This window comes from Rhodococcus sp. NPDC079359 (genome assembly GCF_040702585.1).
Classification (GTDB): Bacteria; Actinomycetota; Actinomycetes; order Mycobacteriales; family Mycobacteriaceae; genus Rhodococcoides.
This window is the reverse complement of sequence record NZ_JBFBLH010000006.1, coordinates 179,940-201,321: the sequence shown is the minus strand read 5'-3', so window position 1 is coordinate 201,321 and position 21,382 is coordinate 179,940. Positions and strand designations below refer to the sequence as shown.

Genomic DNA, 21,382 nt, shown 5'->3' with positions numbered 1-21,382 from the left:
TCAGCGCACCGATTTCACCTGCCAGGTCACCACGGCCCCGAGCGCCGCAAGTATCCCCACCGCCGCGAACAGCACCGGGTATCCACCGACGGTGGAGAGGAACACGCTCGCGAGCAGCGGAGCCAGGGCAGGTGGAACGATCGCCCCGATGTTCATCACGCCGAGATCGGTCGCCCGACTGTCGGCGGACGGAAGAACCCCGGTCACCAGTGCCTGATCGACGGCCATGTACGCGCCGAATCCGCCGCCCAGCAACGCCGCCGAGACGAATGTCGCATCCATCGTGGGATGTATAGCCAGGACGAAGCCGGCGACGGCCTGCATCGATGCCGCAACCGCTACGAAGATCTTTCGGCGACGCATCCTGTCCGACAACGGCCCGAAGGTGAACGTGCACACCACACAGGCGATCAGGTAGACGACGGTCACCTCGAGCAGCGATCCCGTCGGATCGGCGACTCGAAGACCATCGGTGAGGAAGAACAGCAGGTAGCAGGTGCCGAGCGAGTTGGCCACGTTGACCAGGATTCGACCCCCGAAGGCCCACGCGAAGTCGCGGTGACGCAACGAATCGAGAAGTGAGGCAACGATGCTGCGCAGACTCAACAGCGCTGTCGGCGCACCGGTTTCGCGATACGTCAGCAAAAACGGCACCGAGCAGACCACCAGGGCGAGCGCCACGGCGAAGTACCCGCCCAACACCGACAGAGCAAGCGTGGACACCAGCGCCAGGCCCGCCACCACGCCCAGTGCCTGCGGTGCATAGATCGCACTCGACACCGTTCCGCGCTGCTCGTCCGGCACGCGATCGGCCACCACGGCCGTCAAACCCGCTGTGGCAGCACTCAATCCGAGCATTGCCACCGACCACGCCGTCCCGATTCCGAGGACGGTACTCTGCAGCCCGGTGACCACCAACCCACCGGCGAAGAACAGGACACCGCCGCCGAACCAGACGCGCCGTCGCCCCAACCTGCTGCGTGTTCGATCGCACAGCGACCCGCACACGGGTAGACCGATCAGGAGCACCACGGCGGAGACCGCGTTGATCACCGCGAAGTCGAACACCTTCGATTGCGGATCGATCTCCTGCAAACGCTCGGGCAGAAGCAGCTGCAGTGGAACCAGATTGGCCATCCAGTAGCCCAGCCACGCCACGGAGAACACGGCAATCCAGAGCGGGCGTACCCGGGTGGTCATCGATCAGTCCCCTCGCACGGGTGCCGCGGTTCCGTAGGCACGGCGGACCACCTCGTCGAGGGTCGCGGCCAGCTGCACTTCGGTCATGGTGCGCGGCGTCGCCACTGCGGCAGCGGAAAGATAGACCCCGCAGAGCCATTCCAGCAGTTCGATGTTCGACAGTGCCGAATCGAGATCGCGACCGGTGGCCACCGATCCGTGGTGGGCCATGATGACCGCTGACCTCGAACGCATCGCCGCCACCACCGCGTCGGCGAGCGCGGTGGTACCGAACGGCGCGAACGGCACCACCGGGACGGTCCCACCCAGGGCGAGTTGTGCGTAGTGCACGGGCGGCAGTTCGTCCGCGACAATCGAGACAGAAACGGCCGCAGAAGAGTGCGCATGCACCACAGCCCGAACCTCGGACGACGCGTAGATGCCCAGGTGCAAGCCCAGTTCCGAGGTCGGTTCGCATGCACCGGCGCGCACGACGGCGTCCATACCGACAACCGTGACGTCCTCGATCGTCGCGTCCGCCAACACCAGCCCGGTCGCCGTCACCGCCACCACATCACCCGCGCGTGCACTGACATTGCCTGCGGTACCGAGAACCAGGCCCCGTCGGCCCAGGTGCCGGGCGGTCGTTGCGACGGACTGCCGAAGCTCGTCGACGTCGGCCGGCATCAGATGGTCCTGCAGGTACGTGCGAACTTCCGAACGAATTCGAGGTCGTAGGTACCGAAGTCGGTTCCGAGGCCCTGCGCCACCTGCGCGGCGGTCGCATTGCCCAGTTCGGCAGCCTCCACGGCGTTCATGCTCAGGGACAGGCCCCGAACGAACCCGGCCGAGAACGCATCTCCGCATCCGCTGGTGTCCACCACGTCCACGGCATACGCGGGGACCTCGACGGCCGAGTTGTTCGTGACGACGAGAGTGGGCGAGGCCCCCGCGGTGGCCACCACGCAGGACGCTCCGAGCTCGAGCAGTCGACGACACCCGTCTTCGACAGTGGCGCTGCCGGTCCAGCCGAGGACCTGCTCGTCGTTGGGCAGCAGGTAGTCGACGTGGGGCAGCGCGGCGGCGAACGCACCGAGTCCTTCCGGAACCGACGGTGCCAGGCTGTCGACGGTGACGACGACGCCGTCCTCGTGGGCGCGGCGCGCGATGTCGCGTGCGGTGTCCGGTCCGAAGAATTCGGGTCCGCCCAGATGCAGGAAGTCGACGTTGTGGAACATGTTCCACGGAACATGCTGGGCCAGATAGCCGTTGGCTCCGATGACGTGCAGAGCCGGCCGTGATCCGTCCGGCCTGATCGGCAATACCGACGCCGAGGTCTGCGCTCCCTCCATCCGATGGACGAGCGAGACGTCGATGCCCTCGTCGGCGAGGAGCTGCAGTAGAAACGTGCCTGCCGAATCAGCGCCGACGACTCCCGCGGTGTGCACCGCGGCACCCAGCCGGGACAGCACCAGTGCCGTTCCCGCGGCGGTCCCCGCGGCGGACATCGCGATCTCTTCCGCCAGGACCGCCGTCTGACCGTGCGGAATCTCGGTCACCGGCCGTACCAGGGTGTCGAGTATGTGCACCCCGAGGGTGAGGACTTCCGCCGGTTCCCTCATCGGATCGTCGCGGTTCGCTCGGAGAGGATCAGCGCCTCCAGGTTGCACATCGAGATGTCGAATCGTGCGGACATCCCGGCGGTGGCGATGGGTCGCACAATCCGTCCCAGCCAGCGCGGGGAGACGTCGAACCAGAATTCGAAGGTCATCGCGGTCGAGGTTCCGCCGCTGAGCGGTGCGAAGCGAAAGACGTTGGCCACGTTGGTGAGCGGCGCGAATCCCTGACCCGAATCGACTCGCAGTCGGTTCGGTTCCAGATGCCGGACGGTCCACGTGGCGTTGGTGGTGAAGCGGCCGAGTGCCGCCACTTTCTCGGTGTAGACGCCACCTGTGCGTGCGGTGCCGTGATGAGCGGTGACGGCACGGACGTCGGACACCCATTCCGCATAGCGGCTGGTGTCACCGGTCAGTGCCCAGACCTCCTCGGGGCTCACCGAGAGTGTGCGATGAGCCGAGACTACGAAGCGTTGTTCCACGAGAGATCTCCTTCGGTCGAAAGTATTTCTGCTGCGGCCTTTTCACCCGATCGCACGGCACCGTCCATGTATCCGTTCCAATAGTCGGAGTGCTCGGCACCGGCCCATCGCACTCGGCCGAACGGAACATCGCGCCACCGTCCGAGCCCGGTCAACACTCCGGGGGTCAACACCGCGGTCGGCCCACCGCACGTCCACTGTTCGTCGGTCCAGTCCAGTTCGATCCACTCCGTCGGTTCCAATGCGCGCGGACCCACCACCGAGGCAAAAGCACGCAGCACCTCACCGCGGCGCTCGGATTCGTTGCCCTCGGACCAGTTTCGGCCGCCTCGATGGCGCGCGCCCCAGGTGCCGACGAATCCCATCAGCACTCCGTGGCTTCCGTCGGGAGGCGAGTTGTCGAACATCGAGGACACCGGTACGTCGCTGTCGCGAAAGAGTGCCTGGCCGGACAGCCCGCTCGTGCGCCAGAACGGTTCGGGATACACGGCCTCGCACTTGGCCAGTCCGCCGAAGTTCATCCGCTGGAACAGTGCCTCCTGCGCCGCGGGAAGCGAAGGGCTCCAGTCGATTCGGGTGGCCAGAACAGGCGGAATCGCGACGACGACCGATCGGGCCACCCACGACTCGGTATCGCTGTGCACCACCACGCGATCCGGATGCTGCTCCACGCGGCGCACGGGAGTATCGAGGCGGACCGAATCACCGAGTCGCGACGCCATTTCGATGCAGATCGCCTGTGAGCCACCGAGAAATCGCCACTGCTGCGCTCCCCCAGCGACACTCATCAAGCGGTCGACGGTGCCGGGGGTGTACTCGTTGCCTGCCCCGGCCACGTACGCCAAGCCGAAGAGCGCCGACACATCGGCGGATGTGCCGCCGAACACCGAACCGAGCAGGATGTCGAGCAGTTCCACACCGCCGTCGGTGGCCGAGTGTTTTCGGGCCCAGGTGGCGAGAGTCTGCGTGTCCCACTCGGAGGCACGCGGTGCCGACCACGGTCTACCCACGGGGATCTGCCCGGCAGCCCGATCGATTCGCGCCACCAGCATCCCGACGTCGGGTAGCGCCGCCAGATCCGGCGGCACTCCGCCGTCGAAGCGTCGGGCGCGTCCGTTCTTGACGTAGACGCTCGATCCGATGTCGTACGCGGGGAACGTCCCGACGCCCACGGACGCGGCCAGGCGGAGAATGTGGTCCTGCGTCGGACCGACGAACTGTCCGCCGGTCTCCACCACCGCGTTCTCCCCGAGTGCGTGGTTGACCGTCCGTCCGCCCACCCGGTCTCTGGCCTCGAGAACCTGGACGGTCAACCCTGCGGCCGTCAGTTCCCTGGCGGCAGTCAGACCCGCGAGTCCTGCGCCGACGACCACCACGTCCACACGCGAGGCTTCCGAGATCTCGTTCATCGGTGCTCCTTTCCGGGCTGCTCGATGTAGCGGCGACAGTAACTCAATATTGGCCACTCGGCCAGGATTGGCGAGAAGTGCCTGCTGGAGAGCACTGCGATGGAGCTCAGCGACAACACCCCGGCTACGTTGTAGCCATGACCGAAGAGCGCCGGAAGACTCGATACGCGCGTGGCCAGGAGCGTCGCGACGCCCTGGTCGACGCCGCCATCGGTGTGATCGGAACACGCGGACTCGAACGCGTCTCGTTTCGGTCCGTCGCCGACGCGGCCGGCTTCCCGCCGTCGACGACCAGCTATTTCTTCGGCTCGGTCGGCGAACTCATCGATGCCGCGATCACTCGAATCGCCGAGAACGTGACGACCAAGGTCACCGCTCTACTCGACGTCGCGCAATCCGGTGGACTCACTCGCGACGATCTCGCCGACGCGATCATGGACCTCGTCTCACTGCTGTCCTCTCCGGAGGACGACGACTCCCTCGTGCAGTTCGAGGCGTACCTCGCCGTGCGTAGGCGACCGGAGCTCGCGGTGTCGGTGCATCGAATCATGCGGATGATCGAGGAGGCGGCCGAGGCCGCGCTGGGAGCATTCGGCATCGAGGAACCGCATCTACCGGCTCGGCACTTCCTGGCCCTGATCGACGGCTACACCCTGCACGAGATCGCCAGGCCGACACCGGGTGGCAATCGGGCCGAGCTGAAGGGCGCTCTGCTCCGCGTACTCGACTCGTACGTGCCGCGGGCCTGAATTCGAGGAGGAACGCGTCAGGTGGTTCCGACGAGAAGCGGCACGATGCTGCGGTGCGCGAACGCGAGCAGATCGTCGTAGGTATCGAGCGGGGCGGCGGCCGACGGGGTCAGCAAGATCGAATGCACAACGCGCACAACGATTTCCGGAGCATCGGGCACGGCGAAGGTGTCGGATTCCAGTTCACCCCTGGCAATGTGCGCGGCAGCGTTGATCGCGGACACGAGCAATGCCGATGCGTTCGTGGTCAATTGCTCGAGCACCAACGAACTCTCGGAATCGAACATCTTGATCAACACCGGATTGGTGCGCACCGAGTCGATCGTGGTCGCGAACCCGTGGGCGGCCCGATCCGCGCGTGACGTCTGTTCCGCAGCCGCAGCCGCCACCGCCACGAACAATCGCGACGACTCCCGCGCCATGACGGCTCGCACCAGGTCGTCCTTGGACCCGATCCGGCGATAGACGGTCACCCGGTTGATCCTGGCGCGCTTGGCGACGTCGCCGATGGTGGTCCGAGGAATTCCCACCTCACCGAACAGTTCCAGGGCGGCATCGAGGATCGGCCCGTCGTCACCATCTGGCTGCATCGTTCGATCCTATCGGCCGTCCAACTCCTACTGAATGCAACATTGCGACACATACTGTTGCTATGTAGCATCAGGTGACCATCCTGCAGAAACGGAGTTCGGAATGTCTCGGAACAAGGCGGTCGACGCGAACGAGCAGTACACGGACGAGTCCTATGCGATCGTCGCGCGCGCAGTGACATTCGACTGGTCCGGCGTTCCACTCCAGTACATCCCCCACGAGTGGTACGCCACCCACTTCTGGAATGTGATGCACCTGGTCCTGCCCGAGGGAGAACGAGCGATGGCGGACGTGTTCGCCCAGGCGCTGCCGTTCATCGACGACCGCAGGCTGCACGAGGAGGTCGTGGGATTCGTCGGCCAGGAAGCAACGCACGCGTCCTCCCACGAGAGCTTCCGCAACTATCTCGTTGCGCACGGAGTGGACATCGAACCGATTCTGCAGCGCATTCGTTTCGCCGTGGGTGTGGTGTTCGGCGACCACGGCCTCACCGGCCGCGCAGGCAAAGCATGGCTGAACGAGCGCCTCGGAATCTACGCAGCGGCAGAGCACTTCACGGCTGTGGTGGGCGAATGGCTGCTCGACAACACCGAATTCGACCGCATCGGCGTCGACCCCACGATGCTCGACCTGCTGCGCTGGCACGGCGCGGAAGAGCTCGAGCACCGCAACGTCGCATTCGACGCGTTCCAGTACGTCGACGGTGGCGGATTCCGCCGTGCCCGAACGGCAGTCGTCGCCAGTGCCGGGTTGGCCGTGCTGTGGTTCAGCACCGCCGCGTACCTGTACCAGAACTCCGTTGCCACGCCGCGCACCGGCAGACGCCGATTGCGGACGCCCTGGCCGATCGCCTTCGCACGCGCGTCACGTAAGCACCTGATCCCCGGTCTGTCGTTCCTGTTCGTACAGCTCGCCCTCTACATTCGCCCGGGCTTCCATCCCTCGAACATGGGCGACATCGACAAGGCCGTGCAGTATCTGGCGATCTCCCCGGCAGCACTGGCGGCCCAGCAGTGACGACCACAGCGCCTCCGGTACACAGCCATCTGGGCGAGGTCGACGCGACGGCACCCGGCATCGGACTGCGGGCCGTCGGTGCCGCGTCCCGCCTCTACGCCAAGCTTGTCACCGATTTTTCGATCGTGACGGCCCTGTCCCCGGCGCGGCCCCGGCGAAGCGTCGGATACGAATTCGAGACCGTCGTCGACGAGACGATCGACGAGGCCGAGGACGTTCGCTCACTGTTGTTGTCTCGCACAGACGATGCACCGCTGCCGAAGTGGTTGCCCGGTGCGCACATCGACGTCACCACCCCATCCGGTTCGGTGCGGCAGTACTCACTCGCCGGCCGCCCCGGCGCAGGTGATCGCTACCGCATCAGCGTCCGCAAGATCCCCGGCGGCACGGCGTCCACCGAGATCCACACCCTCACCCGCGGCGATGTCCTCCGAGTTCGCGGACCCCGCAACGCCTTTCCGATGGCCGAGGCCGAGCACTACCTCTTCGTGGCCGCCGGAATCGGCATCACACCCATTCGGGCGATGATCGAACGCGCCGCCCAGGACGGGGCGCGGTGGACGCTGTACTACCACGGTCGCTCTCGGGCGAGTCTGCCGTTCGTCGCCGTGCTGCAGCAGTTGGCACTGACTTCACGTGGTCATGTGATCGTCAAGACCGACGATGTGGACGGATTTCCCGTTCCGGCGGACATCGGCGATCTCGGAATGGGCAACTCCGCGATGTACGTCTGCGGCCCCGCGGCTCTGTCGAGCAGGCTTCGCGCCGAGGCCCTCTCGAGTACGGCCGTCCGTGAATTCCACACCGAATTGTTCGCGCCCGCACCGGTGGTCGACGGCACGCCGTTCGTGTTGCAGCTCGACCGTTCCGGCGAGACCGTCGAGGTCGGTGCCCAGGAGACCGCTCTCGACGCCCTCCGTCGATCGAGGCCGGACCAGCCCTATTCCTGCCGCCAGGGCTTCTGCGGAGCATGCGTGGTCGGTTTCCTCGGCGGACGCGTCGATCACCGCGACCGCGTTCTCGACGCCTCCGAACGCGAGAAATCTCTCACCCTGTGCGTCTCGCGTGGTGCCGTCGACGGCGAAGTTCTCGTCCTCGATCTGTAGAAGGAGCTCGAACTCTCATGACTGCAACACAATCCGGCACGGCCATGCCGCACATCGACGTCGCGATCATCGGCGCGGGTTTCGGCGGTCTCGGTGCCGCAATCCGACTCGAGCAGGAGGGCCGCGGTGACTTTCTGATCTTCGAGCGCGACACCGCCGTCGGTGGAACGTGGCACGTGAACACCTATCCCGGTGCGCAGTGCGACATCCCGTCCGCCCTGTACTCCTTCTCGTTCGCGCCCAACCCGGACTGGACGCGGTTGTACCCGCTGCAGCCCGAGATCGAGGCATACCTCAACGATTGCACCGACAGGTTCGGGATCAGGGATCGCATCCGCTTCGGACACGAGGTACTGGACGCAACCTGGAACGACGAGCAGGCCCGGTGGGTGGTGCGGACGAATGCAGGAACGTGGTCGGCGCGCATCCTCATCGGAGCCCTCGGGCCGTTCAGCGAACCGGCCACGCCCAGAATCGAAGGCCTGGAATCGTTCTCGGGCAGAGTGTTCCACTCGGCGAAGTGGGACCACGAGCTCTCCGCCGAGGGTCGACGCATCGCCGTCATCGGCACCGGAGCATCTGCGGTGCAGTTCGTTCCGCGCCTGGCCCCCGAGGCCGCGCACCTGACTCTGTTCCAGCGGACGCCGACATGGATTCTTCCGCACCCCGACCGGCCGATCTCCGAATCCGGCAGGTCCGTGCTTCGGAAGTACCCCCGGGCCCAGCGGGCCATGCGCCGGGTGTTCGATCTGTTCCAGGAAGCGTTGGTCCCCGGACTCATCGGCCATCGCTCGTTGCTGGCACCGCTCACGGCCATGGGGCGTGCCCACCTGCGTCGTCAGGTCAAAGATCCTGTTCTTCGCGAGAAGCTGACGCCCGATTACGAATTCGGCTGTAAGCGACCCACCTTCTCGAACAAGTTCTATCCCGCACTGTGCCGAGAGAACGTCACCGTCGAGACCACCGGCATCGCTCGGATCGTGCCCGAGGGCATCGTCACCACCGACGGGACCGTGCACGAGGTGGACGCGATCGTCCTCGGGACGGGATTCACCGTGTCCGGCCACACCGGCTTCCGGCGCATCGTCGGCCGCGACGGAAAGTCGTTGGCGGACAGGTGGCCCGACGGCGAGATGTCGTCGTACCGGGGTACCACGGTGCACGGCTTCCCGAACTTCTTCATGCTGCTCGGCCCCAACTCGGTGGTGTACACCTCGCAGGTGGTCACCATCGAAGCGCAGGTGAACTACATCCTCGCGGCGTTGCGCGCCATGGACTCCAACGCGATCACGGCGCTCGAAGTGAGCATGCGCGCGCAGTCGACGTTCGTCGAACACACCGACCGCACGCTCGCGGGATCGGTGTGGAACTCCGGCGGGTGCAGCAGCTACTACCTGAGCCCGTCGGGTCGAAACGTGACGTACTGGCCCGGTTCGGTGCGCAACTTCACCCAGCGTATGTCCACGATCGATCTCGGCCACTACCACTGGCGCAGTGTGGATTCCCCGGCCGATACCGAGCTCGTGACGACGAAGGACCTCGCATGAAGAACCGAATCGACCTAACCGGGAAGGTGGCGTTGGTGACCGGTGGAGCGCGTGGAATCGGGGCCGCGACGGTCGCGGAATTGGTATCCGCGGGAGCCTCCGTGGCTGTGGTCGATCGAGACTTCCCGGCGGACGCCGCGTCTTCCGGACGAATCCTGCTGCTCACCGGCGACGTCACCGATCCCGATGCGATGGCGGACTGCGTCGCCGCGACGGTCAGCACGTTCGGCCGTCTCGACATCGTCATCGCCAACGCCGGCATCACGCCCCCGCCCGCCACCATCAGGACCATCGACCGCGCGGTCTTCGACGCGGTGATGGCTGTGAACTTCGGCGGTGTGCTCAACATCGTGCGCGCTGCGGCCGACGAGATCGTGGCGAGCGGCGGCCACATTCTGCTGGTGTCGTCGTGCGCCGCCTTCACTCCTGGTATGGGCGGGTCTGCCTACATGGTCAGCAAAGCGGCCGTCGAACAGCTCGGCCGCGCCCTGAGAATCGAACTCGCCGCCGTGGGCGCAACAGCGGGTCTCGCGTACTTCGGTGTGGTGGATACCGATCTGGCCCGCAACACCCTCGACAGCGATCCGATGGGCCGGCGGATCGGCGGGTTCCTACCGTGGCCGCTGAACCGGCGTCTGCCCTCGCAACGCGCCGCGGAGTTGCTCGTGCACTCGGTCCGCACGCGTCGGGCCCGACTCATCGCGCCGTCCACCTGGACGCCGTACTTCTGGTTCCGCGGAGTTCTCAACCCGATTCTGGAACGCAGACTCGTCAAGGACCGCGCGATCGCCGAGATCATCCGGGATCTGGAGAAGACGCACGCACGCTGAGTCTCGCCAGCGCGTGCACTGGCTGCTAGTCGCTGTCCCCGTCCACGCTGGGTACGTCACTCATGGGCGGTAGCGATCGCGCGCACAGGTCGCGTGCGTCGGTGTCGGATACTCCAAGAGCGAGCAGAACGCCGTAGGCCATCCGGTCGACGGACTCGACGTCGCTGCGCTCGGGTTGCTCGAGCAGTAGCTGCCCCATGCCCAGCAATGCGCCCGCGACCAACGCCAGCGACAGCTGGATGTCCGGGACGCGGAAGTAGCCGGCGACGACTCCGGCCTCGATGTCTCGCGCGGCGCGCGGACCGAGACCGTGTGGTGAGGTGATCAGTTCTGGGCCGGAGTGGATGAGTACGCGGCTCAGTTCCGGCTGCAACCGGAACAGACGACCTGCGATTCGGAAGGACCGGGTGAAGGCTTCCGCCGGGTCGGCCGAGCTGTCGGTCAACGAATCGAGATAGTTTCCCAGCAGTTCCAGCGCACCGTCGACCGCGGCCTGGAACAGTTGCTCGCGGCTGACGAAGTGGTTGTAGAAGGACCCCATCCCGACGTCGGCGGCCTGGGTGATCTCCGCGATCGGAGCGTTCAGTTCGCCGCGGGCGATGAATCCTTGCGCCGCTGCGATCAGCGCGCCGCGCGTGCGCGCTTTGCGCCGCTCGAGCCGATTCGGGGTCTCCGTCATGTTCCCTACTTCTGTCTGCCGCTGGTCGACGCCCTGACTCTTCCTCACCGCTGACGAATTTGTCAATAATCTTGACTGACAGTGCTGTCATAGGTGACGATATTGTCACCAACGAGGGAGGGCTTCATGGGACACGACGTCGACGGCCACAAGGACATGCACGTGGACCAGGGCGCACTCCCCGGCGAGCACCCCGGTCGCGCGAAAGATCCGATCATCAAGGTTCGAGACATCGCCTGGCTGGAGTTTCGCAAGCCGGATCTGACCAAGGCCGAGGCGTTCGCTGTAGCCTTCGGATTCACCGTCTCGCATCGCACTCCGGAGGAGATCCATCTGCGCGGCACGCAGGTCGGCGCACCGTGTGTGATCATCCGCCGCGGCAAGCGAACACGCTTCGTGGGCGCAGCCTTCGCCGCCGCCGACGACGGCGACCTCATGAGATTGGCCGAGGCCACCGGGCAGCGGGTCCAACGGCTCCCCGAGACACTCGGCGGTGTCGCGGTCACGCTCACCGATCCGGGCGGGCAGCCCGTCCAGGTGGTGTCCGGATACACCGAGCATCCCGAACTTCCCGGTCAGGAAGCGCACACCTACAACTTCGGTGATCCGCGCTTTCGACTCAACGCGACGCAGCGGCCACCGCGTCAGCCCGCCCGAGTCCAGCGCCTGGGACACGTGGTGCTCCAGCGCACCGGTTACCTCGAGAACCTGGACTGGTACCTGCATCACCTCGGCCTGATCGTCAGCGACTTCCTCTACTACGACGGTCAGCGTGATCGCGGTCCGGTGATGAGTTTCATCCGCTGCGATCGCGGCAACACTCCGTCCGATCATCACACTCTCGCAATGACTCTCGGCCCGTCCAACCGGTATGTGCACTCCGCCTACCAGGTGTCGGATCTCGATGCCATCGCCGCGGGCGGCGAGTACCTGACCCAACGCGGGTACCGGCATTCGTGGGGTATCGGCAGGCACATCCAGGGCAGCCAGATCTTCGACTACTGGCGTGATCCCGACGGTTTCCTGGTGGAACATTTCAGCGACGGCGACATGTTCGACAACTCCCTCGAACCCGGCTGGGCCCCGATGACGGCGTCCGGTTTGGCCCAGTGGGGGCCGCCCGCGTCGAAAGACTTCCTCGGAATCGCCCCCAGCAGAGCGTCATTGCACGAACTGAAATCGATCTTCTCCTCACTGCGCAACGACAACGAGTTCGACACCGATCGCCTTCGCGGCCTGATGAAAGTGGCATCCTCATGAGCATCGCTGTACTCCGCACCGCCGACGCCTGGTGGGTCGAAACCCCCGCGGGCGCGTCACGCATCGACACCTCGGCGGTGAGCACCGCCGAGCTCCTCGCCGATCGGCCTGCCATCGAATCCGCTCGCAGCGCAACCGATGTCGTTGCCGTGGAAACACTGTCGTTGATCTCGCCCGTGACGGCGCCCTGCCGCGTCATGGCGAACATGACCAACTACGTCTCCCACGTCAAGGACTCGGGGATGAACCCCGACACCGTTCCGCTGACGTTCTTTCGCAAGACCTCCGGTTCCATCAGCGGACCCACCGACGACGTCGTCAAGCCGCCGCACGTGAAACTGCTCGACTACGAGATCGAGATCGGACTCGTGTTCGGCAAGACGCTCACCGTCGGAACCAAGGTCGACGCCTCCAACGTGGCCGAGTACGTCGCCGGCCTCGTGCTCACCAACGACGTCTCTGCCCGCGACGTCCAGTTGCCGAAGACTCAGTTCTACGAGGGCAAGTCGTATCCCACATTCACTCCGGTCGGGCCGCGCCTGGTCCTTCTGGAGGCCGGCGAGTTCGACCGGTTCGGCGAACTCGCCCTCACCCTGCGGGTCAACGGCTCTGTGCGACAGGACAGTACGGTCGCCGACATGATCTTCCGCCCGGTCGAGTCACTCAAGGCCCTGAGCAAGTTCCAGCGCCTCGACGCAGGCGACCTGCTGCTCACCGGTACTCCTGGCGGCACCGCATTGAAGGCCCCCGCCAAGCCGATCGAGATGATCGGATCGTTGGTTCCTCCGTCGGTCAAGTGGAAGGTCTTCTTCAAGAAGCAGGCCAAGAATCCCGCGTTCCTGAAAGACGGCGACGTACTCGAACTGACCTGCTCGACTCCCGACGGAGCCCTCGATCTGGGAGTCCAGCGCACCCGGGTCTCCTACCGATGACCGGTACCGAGTCCGACGGCACGCACTTTCCAGTGGTGATCGTCGGAGCCGGTCCGACGGGCATGACCGCTGCGTTGTTGCTGGGCCGGTACGGCGTGCCGTGCCTCGTGCTGGACAGGTGGGAAGACGTCTACCCGCAGCCGCGGGCAGTTCATCTCGACGACGAGGTGTACCGCATCCTCGGCGATCTGGGCCTGGCCGAGGACTTCGCGGCCATCTCGCGTCCCGGTCGCGGACTGAGGTTGTGCACCAGGGACATTCGAACCCTGGCCGAGTTCGAGCGCGATCCCGACGATCGACCGCACGGCTACCCACAGGCCAACATGTTCGATCAACCCGAACTCGAGCGTCTGATGCGTTCCCACATCACGCGTTACGACTCCGTGCAGATGCGTGGCGGATGCGAGATCACAGATGTGCAGAACCTGACGGATTCGGTTCGGGTCCGGTACGACTCGACCGAGGACGGGACGCCACATTGGGTGACCGCCGACTACGTCCTCGGCTGCGACGGTGCCAACAGTGTGGTGCGCAGGTCCATCGGCTCGAAAATGGAGGATCTCGGTTTCGAGCAGCGATGGTTGGTCGTGGACATCGAGACCGACGTCGATCTCGAGCAGTGGGATGGCGTGCACCAGGTGTGCGATTCCGAGCGATCGGCGACGTACATGCGCATCGGCCCCACCCGCTACCGCTGGGAGTTCCGGATGCTCGACGGCGAGACCCTCGACGAGTTCACCGATCTCTCGGCCATCCACCCTTTCATCGCACCGTGGTTCGTTTCCGGCGAGATCCCGGACATGAAGCTGATTCGCAGCGCGGAGTACACCTTTCGTGCACAGGTGGTCGACCGGTGGCGTGATCGCCGGGTGTTCCTGCTCGGCGACTGCGCGCATCTGACGCCGCCCTTCATCGGGCAGGGGATGGGCGCGGGGCTCCGAGATGCGCGCAATCTGGTCTGGAAACTCGTCGGCGTGCTCGACGGGCATCTGAAGGAGACCTCGCTCGACAGCTACGAGACAGAACGAAAGACGCACGCCAAGCAGATGATCGAGTTGGCAGTCGCGATCGGATGGGCCATGACCGGAGGCAGCCGGCTCACCGGCATCATGCGCGCGAACATCGCACCCGCCCTCGGCTATCTGCCGTTCATCGGAGAGAAGGTCACCGCCAGCACCACCCCGCCACTCGCTCGATCGCAGTACGTGCTGCGTTCACCCGTTCCGGTTCGCACACTGGCCGGAAAGCTCTGCCCCAACAGCCCGTTGGACGGCGGAGCTCGTCTGGACGACCTCGCACCGGGCCGGTTCCTGTTCGTCTCGTCGACACCCCTGGCCATCGGGCACCGTCGAGAGATCGAACGCCGCGGAGCCGTCGTCGTCGAGGTTGCGGCGTCGTCGGAGCTGGGGGGCTGGCTGCGCCGCGGCCACGCTGTCGCCGCCATCGTGCGACCGGACCGCACGGTCATGGCCTCGGGCACCTCGGTGCCGTCCCTGCACACCAAAGTGCCGACCACAGCTTTTCGCGGGACAGAATGCCCGGCACCTGTCGCGACGAAACCGGCACCTACCCGCACCGTGAACAAGAGGCGTAGATGAACACTGCAATAGTCACCGGAGCGACGTCCGGAATCGGCGAGGCCGTCGCCGAGGTTCTGATCTCTCGCGGTTACCACGTCATCGGAACGAGCCGCGACAACTCCTCGGTGGCGAACCCGATACCCGGCGTCGACTACCGCGACCTGGATCTGACGAACCCGGCATCGCTCCGCGGGTTCGTGGACGGCATCGCCGACACCCCGGTGGATGTGCTGATCAACAACGCAGGCGAAAGCCAGTGCGGCCCAATCGAAGAGCTGCCCATCGAGGCGATCACCCGGCTCTTCCAGCTCAACGTCTTCGGCGCGATCGAGTTGACCCAGGCCGTGCTGCCGGGCATGCGAGATCGTGGCAGCGGAAAGATCGTCAACATCGGGTCGATGCTCGCGAGCTTTCCGCTGGCCTACCGCTCGTCGTACGCCGCCACCAAGGCTGCGATCAAGGGTTTTGCCACTGCCGCGCGCTACGAGCTCAAGCCCTACGGAATCGACATCACCACAGTCGAACCCGGCTCCATCGCCACCGGGCTCTCGGCCCGTCGAACCAAGTACTGCGGCCCGCATTCGCCGTACCTCCGCGACTTCACCACGGTGATCTCGCAGCTCGACGCCAAAGAGGCCGAGGGAATCACGGCCGAGACCGTAGCTCTCACCGTCCTCAAAGCCGTCGAGGACAAGAAGACGCTGCCCATCTACGCGGTCGGCAGCAATGCTCCGGCGGTGTTCCTCGCCCAGCGATTGCTACCGCGCACGGTGCTCGAACTGTTCACCGCCCGCGCCTACGGACTGCCCAGCAAGCGACCGGTGAACTAGCGAAACAGGTTCGCGACGAACGGAATCGTATCGGCCTGCGACTGAACGAAGGCTCCACTGTGGTCGGTGTCGTAGGCCCTGAACGTCACCGGCTGACCGTTGGCCGTCAGACGGGCGACGTAGGCGGCGGTGGTCGGGAACGGAACGTCGATGTCCTGCAGGCCGTTTCCCATGAAGAACGGCTTGTCGAAACCTGTTTCGGGCATCGCCATGTAATCGTCGAGGACGGCGGTGAAGTTCGGCAGACCGGTCAGTGGTGCCGTGAAGAAGTCACCGATCGTCACACCGTCGAGTTGTGCCTCGAAATCCGATACGCACGTCGTCTCGGCCAGGTCTGCGTACTTCTTCCCGAGCGGAGTCAGGATGTCGTCCAGCCCGAGCTCGGGATGCGCGTAGCGCAGCGACGCGCCGATGTACGCGACGTAGGCGGTCAGGCCCGACGGTAGTGCCACCGGCGGTACGCCCGGTCCACCGATCGAGATCAACTTCTCGATGTACGCGGGAGTTCCGGTTCCGACGGCACCGCGGTAGTCGAGATCGGGGCCGCCGAACTCGGTCGCGTACCGAGCGGTGTAGATCGCAGCGCCACCGCCCTGCGATTGGCCGACGGCCACCCAGGATCGCGAGAGGTCCTCGCTGTAGTTGCGGCCCGCCTTGACCATGTCGACCACGTTGTGCGCCGTGGTTCGACCGTCGAGATACGTTGGCAATCCGGGTGTTCCGAGGCCGGCATAGTCACTGGCGACGACGGCGTAGCCCTGCGCAAGCCAGTTCGCCAGGTACGGAAGATCCCGCTCGGCGTACGTCGGACCGATCAGAGACGGCGCACACGCGTCGCCGAGCCCGGAAGTGCCGTGGGCCCACGAGATCACCGGCCAGCCACCCTCCGGCGCAGTTCCGGGCGGTAGGAAGACGGTGCCGGTGCTCAGAGCCTTCTCACCGAAGGTGTCGGTGGTGACGTAAGTGAGCACCTCGGCCGAGGCCGCGCCGGGAATCCAGAGGTTTCGGTCCAGATCGCGAGTCGAGACGACGTCACCGATCTCCTGAGTGATAGCCGGTGCAGCGGAAGCAGGTACGGCCAGCAGCGCCGTCGCCATGCTCGACGCGAGCGCCGCGGCAACTGCGAGGACACCGATCCGACGCCGAGAGGTCACTGGTTCTCCATTTCGTTCGAGTGTGTGAAGCCACCGCGTTCGTCGATGCGCGCCACCTTGTAATACACGACCGCTCCGATCCACACGACGAAGAACGTGCCGACGACGAGTTGGCCGGCCAGATTCAGATCGACGACGGCCAGCGCGTCCCACAGTCCGCCGGTCAGCTCGTACTGCTCGGCGAGCAGGGTCAAGAGTTGCACCGTGCCGATCACCAGAGCAACGAAGACGGACAGTCCCGTCATCGTCATGTTGTAGTAGATCTTGCGCACCGGGGTCACGAATGCCCAGCCGTACGCCTTGGACATGAAGATGCCGTCGATGGTGTCCATGGTGGTCATGCCCGCGGCGAACAGAACCGGCAGGGCGATGATCGCCATCGGCGGAAGTCCGCCTGCCATGGCCGTCGTGCCTGCGACCGCGAGCAGACCGACCTGGGTGGCGGTATCGAATCCCAGCCCGAACAGCAGACCCAGCGGGTACATCTGCCACGAGTGGTCGATCAGCTTGTCGTAGCGACCCCGGAACAATCGGTTCATCAGCCCGCGCTTGGCCAGCAACTCGTCGAGTCCGGCTTCGGTGAACTCACCTCGTTTCGCGCGTCGCCACACTCCGACGATTCCGGCGAGCACTGCGATGTTCAACGCCGCGATGAGATACAGGAACGTTCCGGACACCAGCGTGCCGATGATGCCGCCGACTCCGGCGAACGCGTCCTGGAACGCCGTCGCCTGCGAGGCCACGAACGCGATGGCGGCGACGAAGACGAATACGACGGTCGAGTGTCCGAGTGAGAAGAACAGCCCGACGGCCAACGGCCGCTTGCCTTTCTGCAGTAGAAAGCGGGTGGTGTCGTCGATGGCGGCGATGTGATCGGCGTCGAAGGCGTGCCTGAGCCCGAGGGTGTACGCCAGCACGCCGGCTCCGGCGTAGACCAGCGTGCCGTCCGCTCCGGTGAGGTTGTGGATACTCGGAATGGAGTTGTAGTGGCTGAACAATCCCCACCCGATCACGTGCAGAGCAGCCACGACTCCGGCCATGGCCAGCAGGCGGGGGATCTCGTCGGGAGTGAATCGACTCTGCCGCCGGCCGACCTCGGCGCGCGATAGCTCACTCGTCATGAAGAACATTGTGACCGACGACAACGAATTACTCTTCCCGCGCAGCCTCGGCCAGGACGCGCGTCGAGTCGCGTTCCACGGACCAGTAGGCCAAGAGGGCGAACACTCCCCCGATCGCCAGCAGCGGAAGAAGCGGAATCAGGCCGACGGTGAGTGAATCCGCCGCGTCGGACACCACACCGACCATGAGCGGCCCGACGGCACCGCCCGCGGTCGCGGCGATCTGCAGCATGCCGAATCCGAGACCCCGATCGCGTGCCGGAACCACATCGGCGACACAGGCGGTGAGCGTGGGAAGGGCGAAGGCCGAGAAGAAGGCGAACACGGTGAGCAGAACGACGAACATCATCGTGGAGTTCATGCCGAGCGCGATCGACATGAACACACTTCCCACCAGAATTCCGCTACCGCCCAGCAGTACTCGCCACTGCGCGAGGCTGGTGCCGACGACGGCTCGACGGGTTGCCATCGCCGCGACGAGCGTGCCGAACACGATTCCCAGCAGTGTCATTCCCCCGCCCGCCGTCGCGGCGGCCGATTCGGACAGGCCGTACCGGCGTTGCAGCAGGCTCGGCAGCCAGAAGGTCAGACCACCGATCGACAGACTCATGACCGTCAGAGCAGCGCCGGTGAACCACAGCGTTCGGATGGGCAGCAGTCGGCGGAGCTGGGTGGCAAGCGGTCCGGACGGCGTAGGAGTCTGCGCATTCGGGTCTGCGCGGGCCGCCAGCCGGTCTGCGTATCCGCGTTCGGGCTCTTTCAGACGCGAGACGAGAACTGCGACAACCAGTCCCGGGATCGTCATGACCATGAACGCCCCGCGCCAACCCAGCCAGTCCGCCAGCACACCACCCAGGACTATGCCCGCCCCGCCCAGGTACGCCGAGGTTCGCCACCAACCGAACGCGGTGGATCGCGTTGCAGGCGGGTAGAAGTCGGCAAGAAGGCTCGCACTCGCCGGGTTGTCCACGGCCTCCGCGGCGGCAAGACCGACCCGCACGAGGTAGAAGACTAGGAAAGTGGGTGCCAGCGCCGAACCGAGAGTTGCCAGAGACCACAGAACGACGACCCAGGTCACGATCCTGCCGCGATCGTGACGGTCGGCGAGGTATGCAGCCGGTATCGCGAGGACACCCGCGGCGATCGCGGACGCACTGGGCAGCGATCCCGCCACCGCGTCGCCGAAACCCCATTCGTCCTGCAGCTGAGGAAGAACCGCGGCCACGAGGCTGAATTCGATACGGTCCACGAAGGCCACGAGCACCAACACGATCGCCGGTCCCCAGCCGAACGGTAGGACTGCAGAACCGGGCCCGGTTCGCAACGTCCCGATGGTTCGCCAACGACTGCCGCGATCGACCGTCGTGCCTCGATCGATACCGGTCGCCATGTGTCGTCCCCCGATTCAGCGTTGTGCGGCAAATGACGAGTGACCTCAGTGTGCACCTTTTCGGAAATTCTCAACATCGGTTGATGTCTCTGTAAATTCCCACGAACATGCTGACAGGTCACAACGCGGAAGCGGACATTCGGGGCTCTCGCCACGGCAGGATGAGACGGCCGGAAACGAAAAGAATTGGGACGGTGTTCATGTCACGGGTGAGAATCGCGATGTGCTTGCTCGCGGGGCTGGGATCCTTCGCGATCGTCGTCGCTCTACTTCTGCCCACCCTCGTGTACGACCGCCTGGCGGTGACTCCACTCGACATCGACGCCACCACGGTGGCCACCACCGCAGACGGTGCGGGCGGTGAGGTCCTCGACTCGACGACGATCACCGGACCCGGCCCTCTCTCCATCGCGACGGATGTACCCCTCGTTCTCCAGCGGTACATCACCGTCGAGGATCCCTCCGACGCAGACCGCGTCACCTTCCAGGTGGGAGCGACCGTGAGACGGGCCGACCGCGACGGTGACGCGGGCCTGCTCACCGCCTCGGTGGATCGCGTGACGAGCGACCGGCGCACCGGACTACCCGTCGAACCCGCCGGATCCTTGCAGACCACACTCGACTCGCCGGCCATTCCATTGCCGCGCACAGGCTTACAGCATCGCTTTCCCTTCGATACCCAGCCGATCACGTACACGGTCTACGACGCGACTGCGTGGACGAGCTTCGAGGCGAACTTCGTCGAGGAGCTCACCATGGAGGGGCTGACGATCTATCACTTCCGATCGACCGTGACCGAGGCCGACCTCTCGACCACCACGCAGTCGCCGATCAACTCGGTGACCCTCCCGGCATCGAAGTGGGGATTGGGCGACGGGGACGAGCCGATCACGATGAAGCGCTGGTACTCGAACGTGCGCGACATCTACGTCGAGCCCACGAGCGGGAGCCTGGTGTGGGGACAGGAAACGCCGTACCAGTACTTCGCGAGAGATCCGAAGGTCCCCGAGGTGACGATCTTCAAGGCCTCACTCGCCCTGGTCGAGACGGGCCGGCTCGAGCAGGTGGCCTCGGCACGCGACGCGGCCAACAAGTTGGCCTGGGTGACCACCCGGGGACCGCTCCTGGGATACGCGGTCGGTGGAGTGTGCCTCGTCGGTGCCGTTGCCGCCGGAGTGATCGGATCCCGTCTCGCTCGTCCGCCCGAGCCCACCCGCCGACAGGCTGAGCAAGCCGAGCGCGCGTCGGTGTAGGTGGACGCTCAGGTCGATGCTGTGCGGCTCGGCGCAGCAACCCCCAACGCCCCCAGCGCCATTGCCCGCAGCACCGGACGAGCGTTCTTCGACGGAGTACGCCCCGCACTGTAGGGCGTCGAGTTGATCAGACCGAAGACCGCGTGCGCCGTGGTCCGGGCGTCGGACTCGTTCAATTCCGGGTCGACGGCACACAACACCTCGACCCACAGTTCCACGTACTCGCGCTGCATTCGGCGCACCTTGCGTCGAGCGCCCTCCGGAAGACTCTGCAGGTCGCGATCCTGGATTCTGATGAATGCCGGTGTATCGAAGGCGAAGTCGAGGTGGAACTCGACCAACGCGGACACGGTGTCCGCGGCAACCTCACCACGATCGACCACCGCACGGCCACCGTCGAGCAGATACTCCGAAATCCCGACCATCAACTCGACGAGCACGGCCTCCTTGTTGGGGAAGTGCCGGTAGACGGCCGGTCCGCTGACACCGACGGCCGCGCCCAGATCCTCCAGTCGCACCGAGGTGAACCCGCGTTCGGCGAACAGCGATGCTGCAGCGCCCAGCAACTGCTGCCGACGCTCGGCCTTGCGTTGCTCACGCACCGTCGTCGGTTTCGCTTCCGACTCCTGCACCGTCACCTCCTCGACTCTGGACACT

21 protein-coding genes are annotated in these 21,382 nt (G+C 65.4%); 10 read left to right on the top strand and 11 right to left on the bottom strand.

What is annotated here, in order from left to right; translation table 11 throughout:
- The 5 genes from AB0362_RS16425 to AB0362_RS16405 are packed head-to-tail and all read right to left on the bottom strand — an operon-like array spanning nt 1 to nt 4,686.
- Nucleotides 1–1,200, bottom strand: a complete 1,200-nt coding sequence (locus tag AB0362_RS16425) for an MFS transporter (RefSeq protein ID WP_149407150.1) — start codon at nt 1,198–1,200, stop codon at nt 1–3.
- 3 nt (nt 1,201–1,203) lie between these two features.
- Complete coding sequence (locus AB0362_RS16420) at nt 1,204–1,866, bottom strand: class II aldolase/adducin family protein (RefSeq protein WP_149407149.1); 663 nt, start codon at nt 1,864–1,866, stop codon at nt 1,204–1,206.
- Complete coding sequence (locus tag AB0362_RS16415; RefSeq protein ID WP_149407148.1) at nt 1,866–2,801, bottom strand: PfkB family carbohydrate kinase; 936 nt, start codon at nt 2,799–2,801, stop codon at nt 1,866–1,868. The genes AB0362_RS16420 and AB0362_RS16415 overlap by 1 nt, the downstream gene beginning before the upstream one ends.
- Nucleotides 2,798–3,277 (bottom strand): SRPBCC family protein, encoded by a 480-nt coding sequence (locus tag AB0362_RS16410; protein ID WP_094687523.1) that lies wholly within the window; start codon nt 3,275–3,277, stop codon nt 2,798–2,800. Before AB0362_RS16410 ends, AB0362_RS16415 begins: the two co-directional genes overlap by 4 nt.
- Entirely contained in the window at nt 3,259–4,686 is a 1,428-nt protein-coding gene (locus AB0362_RS16405) for an FAD-dependent oxidoreductase (protein WP_149407147.1), read from the bottom strand. The genes AB0362_RS16410 and AB0362_RS16405 overlap by 19 nt, the downstream gene beginning before the upstream one ends.
- Nucleotides 4,687–4,823: 137 nt before the next feature.
- Between AB0362_RS16405 and AB0362_RS16400 the strand changes: the two genes are divergently transcribed.
- Nucleotides 4,824–5,435: a TetR family transcriptional regulator gene (locus tag AB0362_RS16400; protein ID WP_149407146.1), complete on the top strand. Its 612-nt coding sequence runs from the start codon at nt 4,824–4,826 to the stop codon at nt 5,433–5,435.
- A gap of 17 nt (nt 5,436–5,452) precedes the next feature.
- On the opposite strand, the gene AB0362_RS16395 is transcribed toward AB0362_RS16400, so the two are convergent.
- Entirely contained in the window at nt 5,453–6,025 is a 573-nt protein-coding gene (locus tag AB0362_RS16395) for a TetR/AcrR family transcriptional regulator (protein ID WP_094687520.1), read from the bottom strand.
- 103 nt (nt 6,026–6,128) lie between these two features.
- Here AB0362_RS16395 and AB0362_RS16390 point away from each other — a divergent pair, with 103 nt between their 5' ends.
- The 4 genes from AB0362_RS16390 to AB0362_RS16375 are packed head-to-tail and all read left to right on the top strand — an operon-like array spanning nt 6,129 to nt 10,526.
- Nucleotides 6,129–7,043, top strand: coding sequence for a metal-dependent hydrolase (locus tag AB0362_RS16390; RefSeq protein WP_068284246.1), 915 nt, complete (start codon nt 6,129–6,131; stop codon nt 7,041–7,043).
- Complete coding sequence (locus AB0362_RS16385) at nt 7,040–8,149, top strand: PDR/VanB family oxidoreductase (RefSeq protein ID WP_366235899.1); 1,110 nt, start codon at nt 7,040–7,042, stop codon at nt 8,147–8,149. Before AB0362_RS16390 ends, AB0362_RS16385 begins: the two co-directional genes overlap by 4 nt.
- A gap of 17 nt (nt 8,150–8,166) precedes the next feature.
- A complete protein-coding gene (locus AB0362_RS16380) occupies nt 8,167–9,696 on the top strand; it encodes an NAD(P)/FAD-dependent oxidoreductase (RefSeq protein WP_366235898.1) in 1,530 nt (509 codons plus the stop codon).
- Nucleotides 9,693–10,526: an SDR family NAD(P)-dependent oxidoreductase gene (locus tag AB0362_RS16375; RefSeq protein WP_366235897.1), complete on the top strand. Its 834-nt coding sequence runs from the start codon at nt 9,693–9,695 to the stop codon at nt 10,524–10,526. Before AB0362_RS16380 ends, AB0362_RS16375 begins: the two co-directional genes overlap by 4 nt.
- A 25-nt stretch (nt 10,527–10,551) precedes the next feature.
- On the opposite strand, the gene AB0362_RS16370 is transcribed toward AB0362_RS16375, so the two are convergent.
- Nucleotides 10,552–11,205 carry a TetR/AcrR family transcriptional regulator gene (locus AB0362_RS16370; protein WP_366235896.1) on the bottom strand — a complete coding sequence of 218 codons (654 nt, stop codon included), beginning with the start codon at nt 11,203–11,205 and terminating at the stop codon, nt 10,552–10,554.
- 126 nt (nt 11,206–11,331) lie between these two features.
- On the opposite strand from AB0362_RS16370, the gene AB0362_RS16365 reads away from it, so the two are divergent.
- Genes AB0362_RS16365 through AB0362_RS16350 form a run of 4 tightly spaced genes read left to right on the top strand, consistent with a single transcriptional unit; the run spans nt 11,332 to nt 15,807 of the window.
- Nucleotides 11,332–12,465, top strand: coding sequence for a VOC family protein (locus AB0362_RS16365; RefSeq protein WP_366235895.1), 1,134 nt, complete (start codon nt 11,332–11,334; stop codon nt 12,463–12,465).
- Nucleotides 12,462–13,397, top strand: a complete 936-nt coding sequence (locus tag AB0362_RS16360) for a fumarylacetoacetate hydrolase family protein (RefSeq protein WP_317784868.1) — start codon at nt 12,462–12,464, stop codon at nt 13,395–13,397. Before AB0362_RS16365 ends, AB0362_RS16360 begins: the two co-directional genes overlap by 4 nt.
- Entirely contained in the window at nt 13,394–14,995 is a 1,602-nt protein-coding gene (locus AB0362_RS16355) for a bifunctional 3-(3-hydroxy-phenyl)propionate/3-hydroxycinnamic acid hydroxylase (protein WP_317784867.1), read from the top strand. Before AB0362_RS16360 ends, AB0362_RS16355 begins: the two co-directional genes overlap by 4 nt.
- Nucleotides 14,992–15,807 carry an SDR family oxidoreductase gene (locus AB0362_RS16350; protein ID WP_366235894.1) on the top strand — a complete coding sequence of 272 codons (816 nt, stop codon included), beginning with the start codon at nt 14,992–14,994 and terminating at the stop codon, nt 15,805–15,807. Before AB0362_RS16355 ends, AB0362_RS16350 begins: the two co-directional genes overlap by 4 nt.
- Here the strand turns inward: AB0362_RS16350 and AB0362_RS16345 are convergent.
- The 3 genes from AB0362_RS16345 to AB0362_RS16335 are packed head-to-tail and all read right to left on the bottom strand — an operon-like array spanning nt 15,804 to nt 19,472.
- Nucleotides 15,804–16,904: a lipase family protein gene (locus AB0362_RS16345; protein ID WP_366235973.1), complete on the bottom strand. Its 1,101-nt coding sequence runs from the start codon at nt 16,902–16,904 to the stop codon at nt 15,804–15,806. The genes AB0362_RS16350 and AB0362_RS16345 overlap by 4 nt on opposite strands.
- A gap of 53 nt (nt 16,905–16,957) precedes the next feature.
- The gene (locus tag AB0362_RS16340) at nt 16,958–18,082 is read right to left on the bottom strand and encodes a HoxN/HupN/NixA family nickel/cobalt transporter (RefSeq protein ID WP_366235893.1); all 1,125 of its coding nucleotides are present in this window, start codon (nt 18,080–18,082) and stop codon (nt 16,958–16,960) included.
- 28 nt (nt 18,083–18,110) lie between these two features.
- Complete coding sequence (locus AB0362_RS16335; RefSeq protein ID WP_366235892.1) at nt 18,111–19,472, bottom strand: MFS transporter; 1,362 nt, start codon at nt 19,470–19,472, stop codon at nt 18,111–18,113.
- Between the two features lie 200 nt (nt 19,473–19,672).
- On the opposite strand from AB0362_RS16335, the gene AB0362_RS16330 reads away from it, so the two are divergent.
- Nucleotides 19,673–20,725, top strand: coding sequence for a DUF3068 domain-containing protein (locus tag AB0362_RS16330; protein ID WP_366235891.1), 1,053 nt, complete (start codon nt 19,673–19,675; stop codon nt 20,723–20,725).
- Nucleotides 20,726–20,733: 8 nt separating this feature from the next.
- On the opposite strand, the gene AB0362_RS16325 is transcribed toward AB0362_RS16330, so the two are convergent.
- A complete protein-coding gene (locus AB0362_RS16325; protein WP_094687514.1) occupies nt 20,734–21,381 on the bottom strand; it encodes a TetR/AcrR family transcriptional regulator in 648 nt (215 codons plus the stop codon).
- Nucleotide 21,382: the final 1 nt, after the last annotated feature.

Coding starts and splice junctions, on each gene's coding strand:
- AB0362_RS16425 (WP_149407150.1), bottom strand. CDS start 1,200: ATGACCACCCGGGTACGCCCGCTCTGGATTGCCGTGTTCTCCGTGGCG.
- AB0362_RS16420 (WP_149407149.1), bottom strand. CDS start 1,866: ATGCCGGCCGACGTCGACGAGCTTCGGCAGTCCGTCGCAACGACCGCC.
- AB0362_RS16415 (WP_149407148.1), bottom strand. CDS start 2,801: ATGAGGGAACCGGCGGAAGTCCTCACCCTCGGGGTGCACATACTCGAC.
- AB0362_RS16405 (WP_149407147.1), bottom strand. CDS start 4,686: ATGAACGAGATCTCGGAAGCCTCGCGTGTGGACGTGGTGGTCGTCGGC.
- AB0362_RS16400 (WP_149407146.1), top strand. CDS start 4,824: ATGACCGAAGAGCGCCGGAAGACTCGATACGCGCGTGGCCAGGAGCGT.
- AB0362_RS16395 (WP_094687520.1), bottom strand. CDS start 6,025: ATGCAGCCAGATGGTGACGACGGGCCGATCCTCGATGCCGCCCTGGAA.
- AB0362_RS16390 (WP_068284246.1), top strand. CDS start 6,129: ATGTCTCGGAACAAGGCGGTCGACGCGAACGAGCAGTACACGGACGAG.
- AB0362_RS16380 (WP_366235898.1), top strand. CDS start 8,167: ATGACTGCAACACAATCCGGCACGGCCATGCCGCACATCGACGTCGCG.
- AB0362_RS16375 (WP_366235897.1), top strand. CDS start 9,693: ATGAAGAACCGAATCGACCTAACCGGGAAGGTGGCGTTGGTGACCGGT.
- AB0362_RS16370 (WP_366235896.1), bottom strand. CDS start 11,205: ATGACGGAGACCCCGAATCGGCTCGAGCGGCGCAAAGCGCGCACGCGC.
- AB0362_RS16365 (WP_366235895.1), top strand. CDS start 11,332: ATGGGACACGACGTCGACGGCCACAAGGACATGCACGTGGACCAGGGC.
- AB0362_RS16360 (WP_317784868.1), top strand. CDS start 12,462: ATGAGCATCGCTGTACTCCGCACCGCCGACGCCTGGTGGGTCGAAACC.
- AB0362_RS16355 (WP_317784867.1), top strand. CDS start 13,394: ATGACCGGTACCGAGTCCGACGGCACGCACTTTCCAGTGGTGATCGTC.
- AB0362_RS16350 (WP_366235894.1), top strand. CDS start 14,992: ATGAACACTGCAATAGTCACCGGAGCGACGTCCGGAATCGGCGAGGCC.
- AB0362_RS16345 (WP_366235973.1), bottom strand. CDS start 16,904: ATGGCGACGGCGCTGCTGGCCGTACCTGCTTCCGCTGCACCGGCTATC.
- AB0362_RS16340 (WP_366235893.1), bottom strand. CDS start 18,082: ATGACGAGTGAGCTATCGCGCGCCGAGGTCGGCCGGCGGCAGAGTCGA.
- AB0362_RS16335 (WP_366235892.1), bottom strand. CDS start 19,472: ATGGCGACCGGTATCGATCGAGGCACGACGGTCGATCGCGGCAGTCGT.
- AB0362_RS16330 (WP_366235891.1), top strand. CDS start 19,673: ATGTCACGGGTGAGAATCGCGATGTGCTTGCTCGCGGGGCTGGGATCC.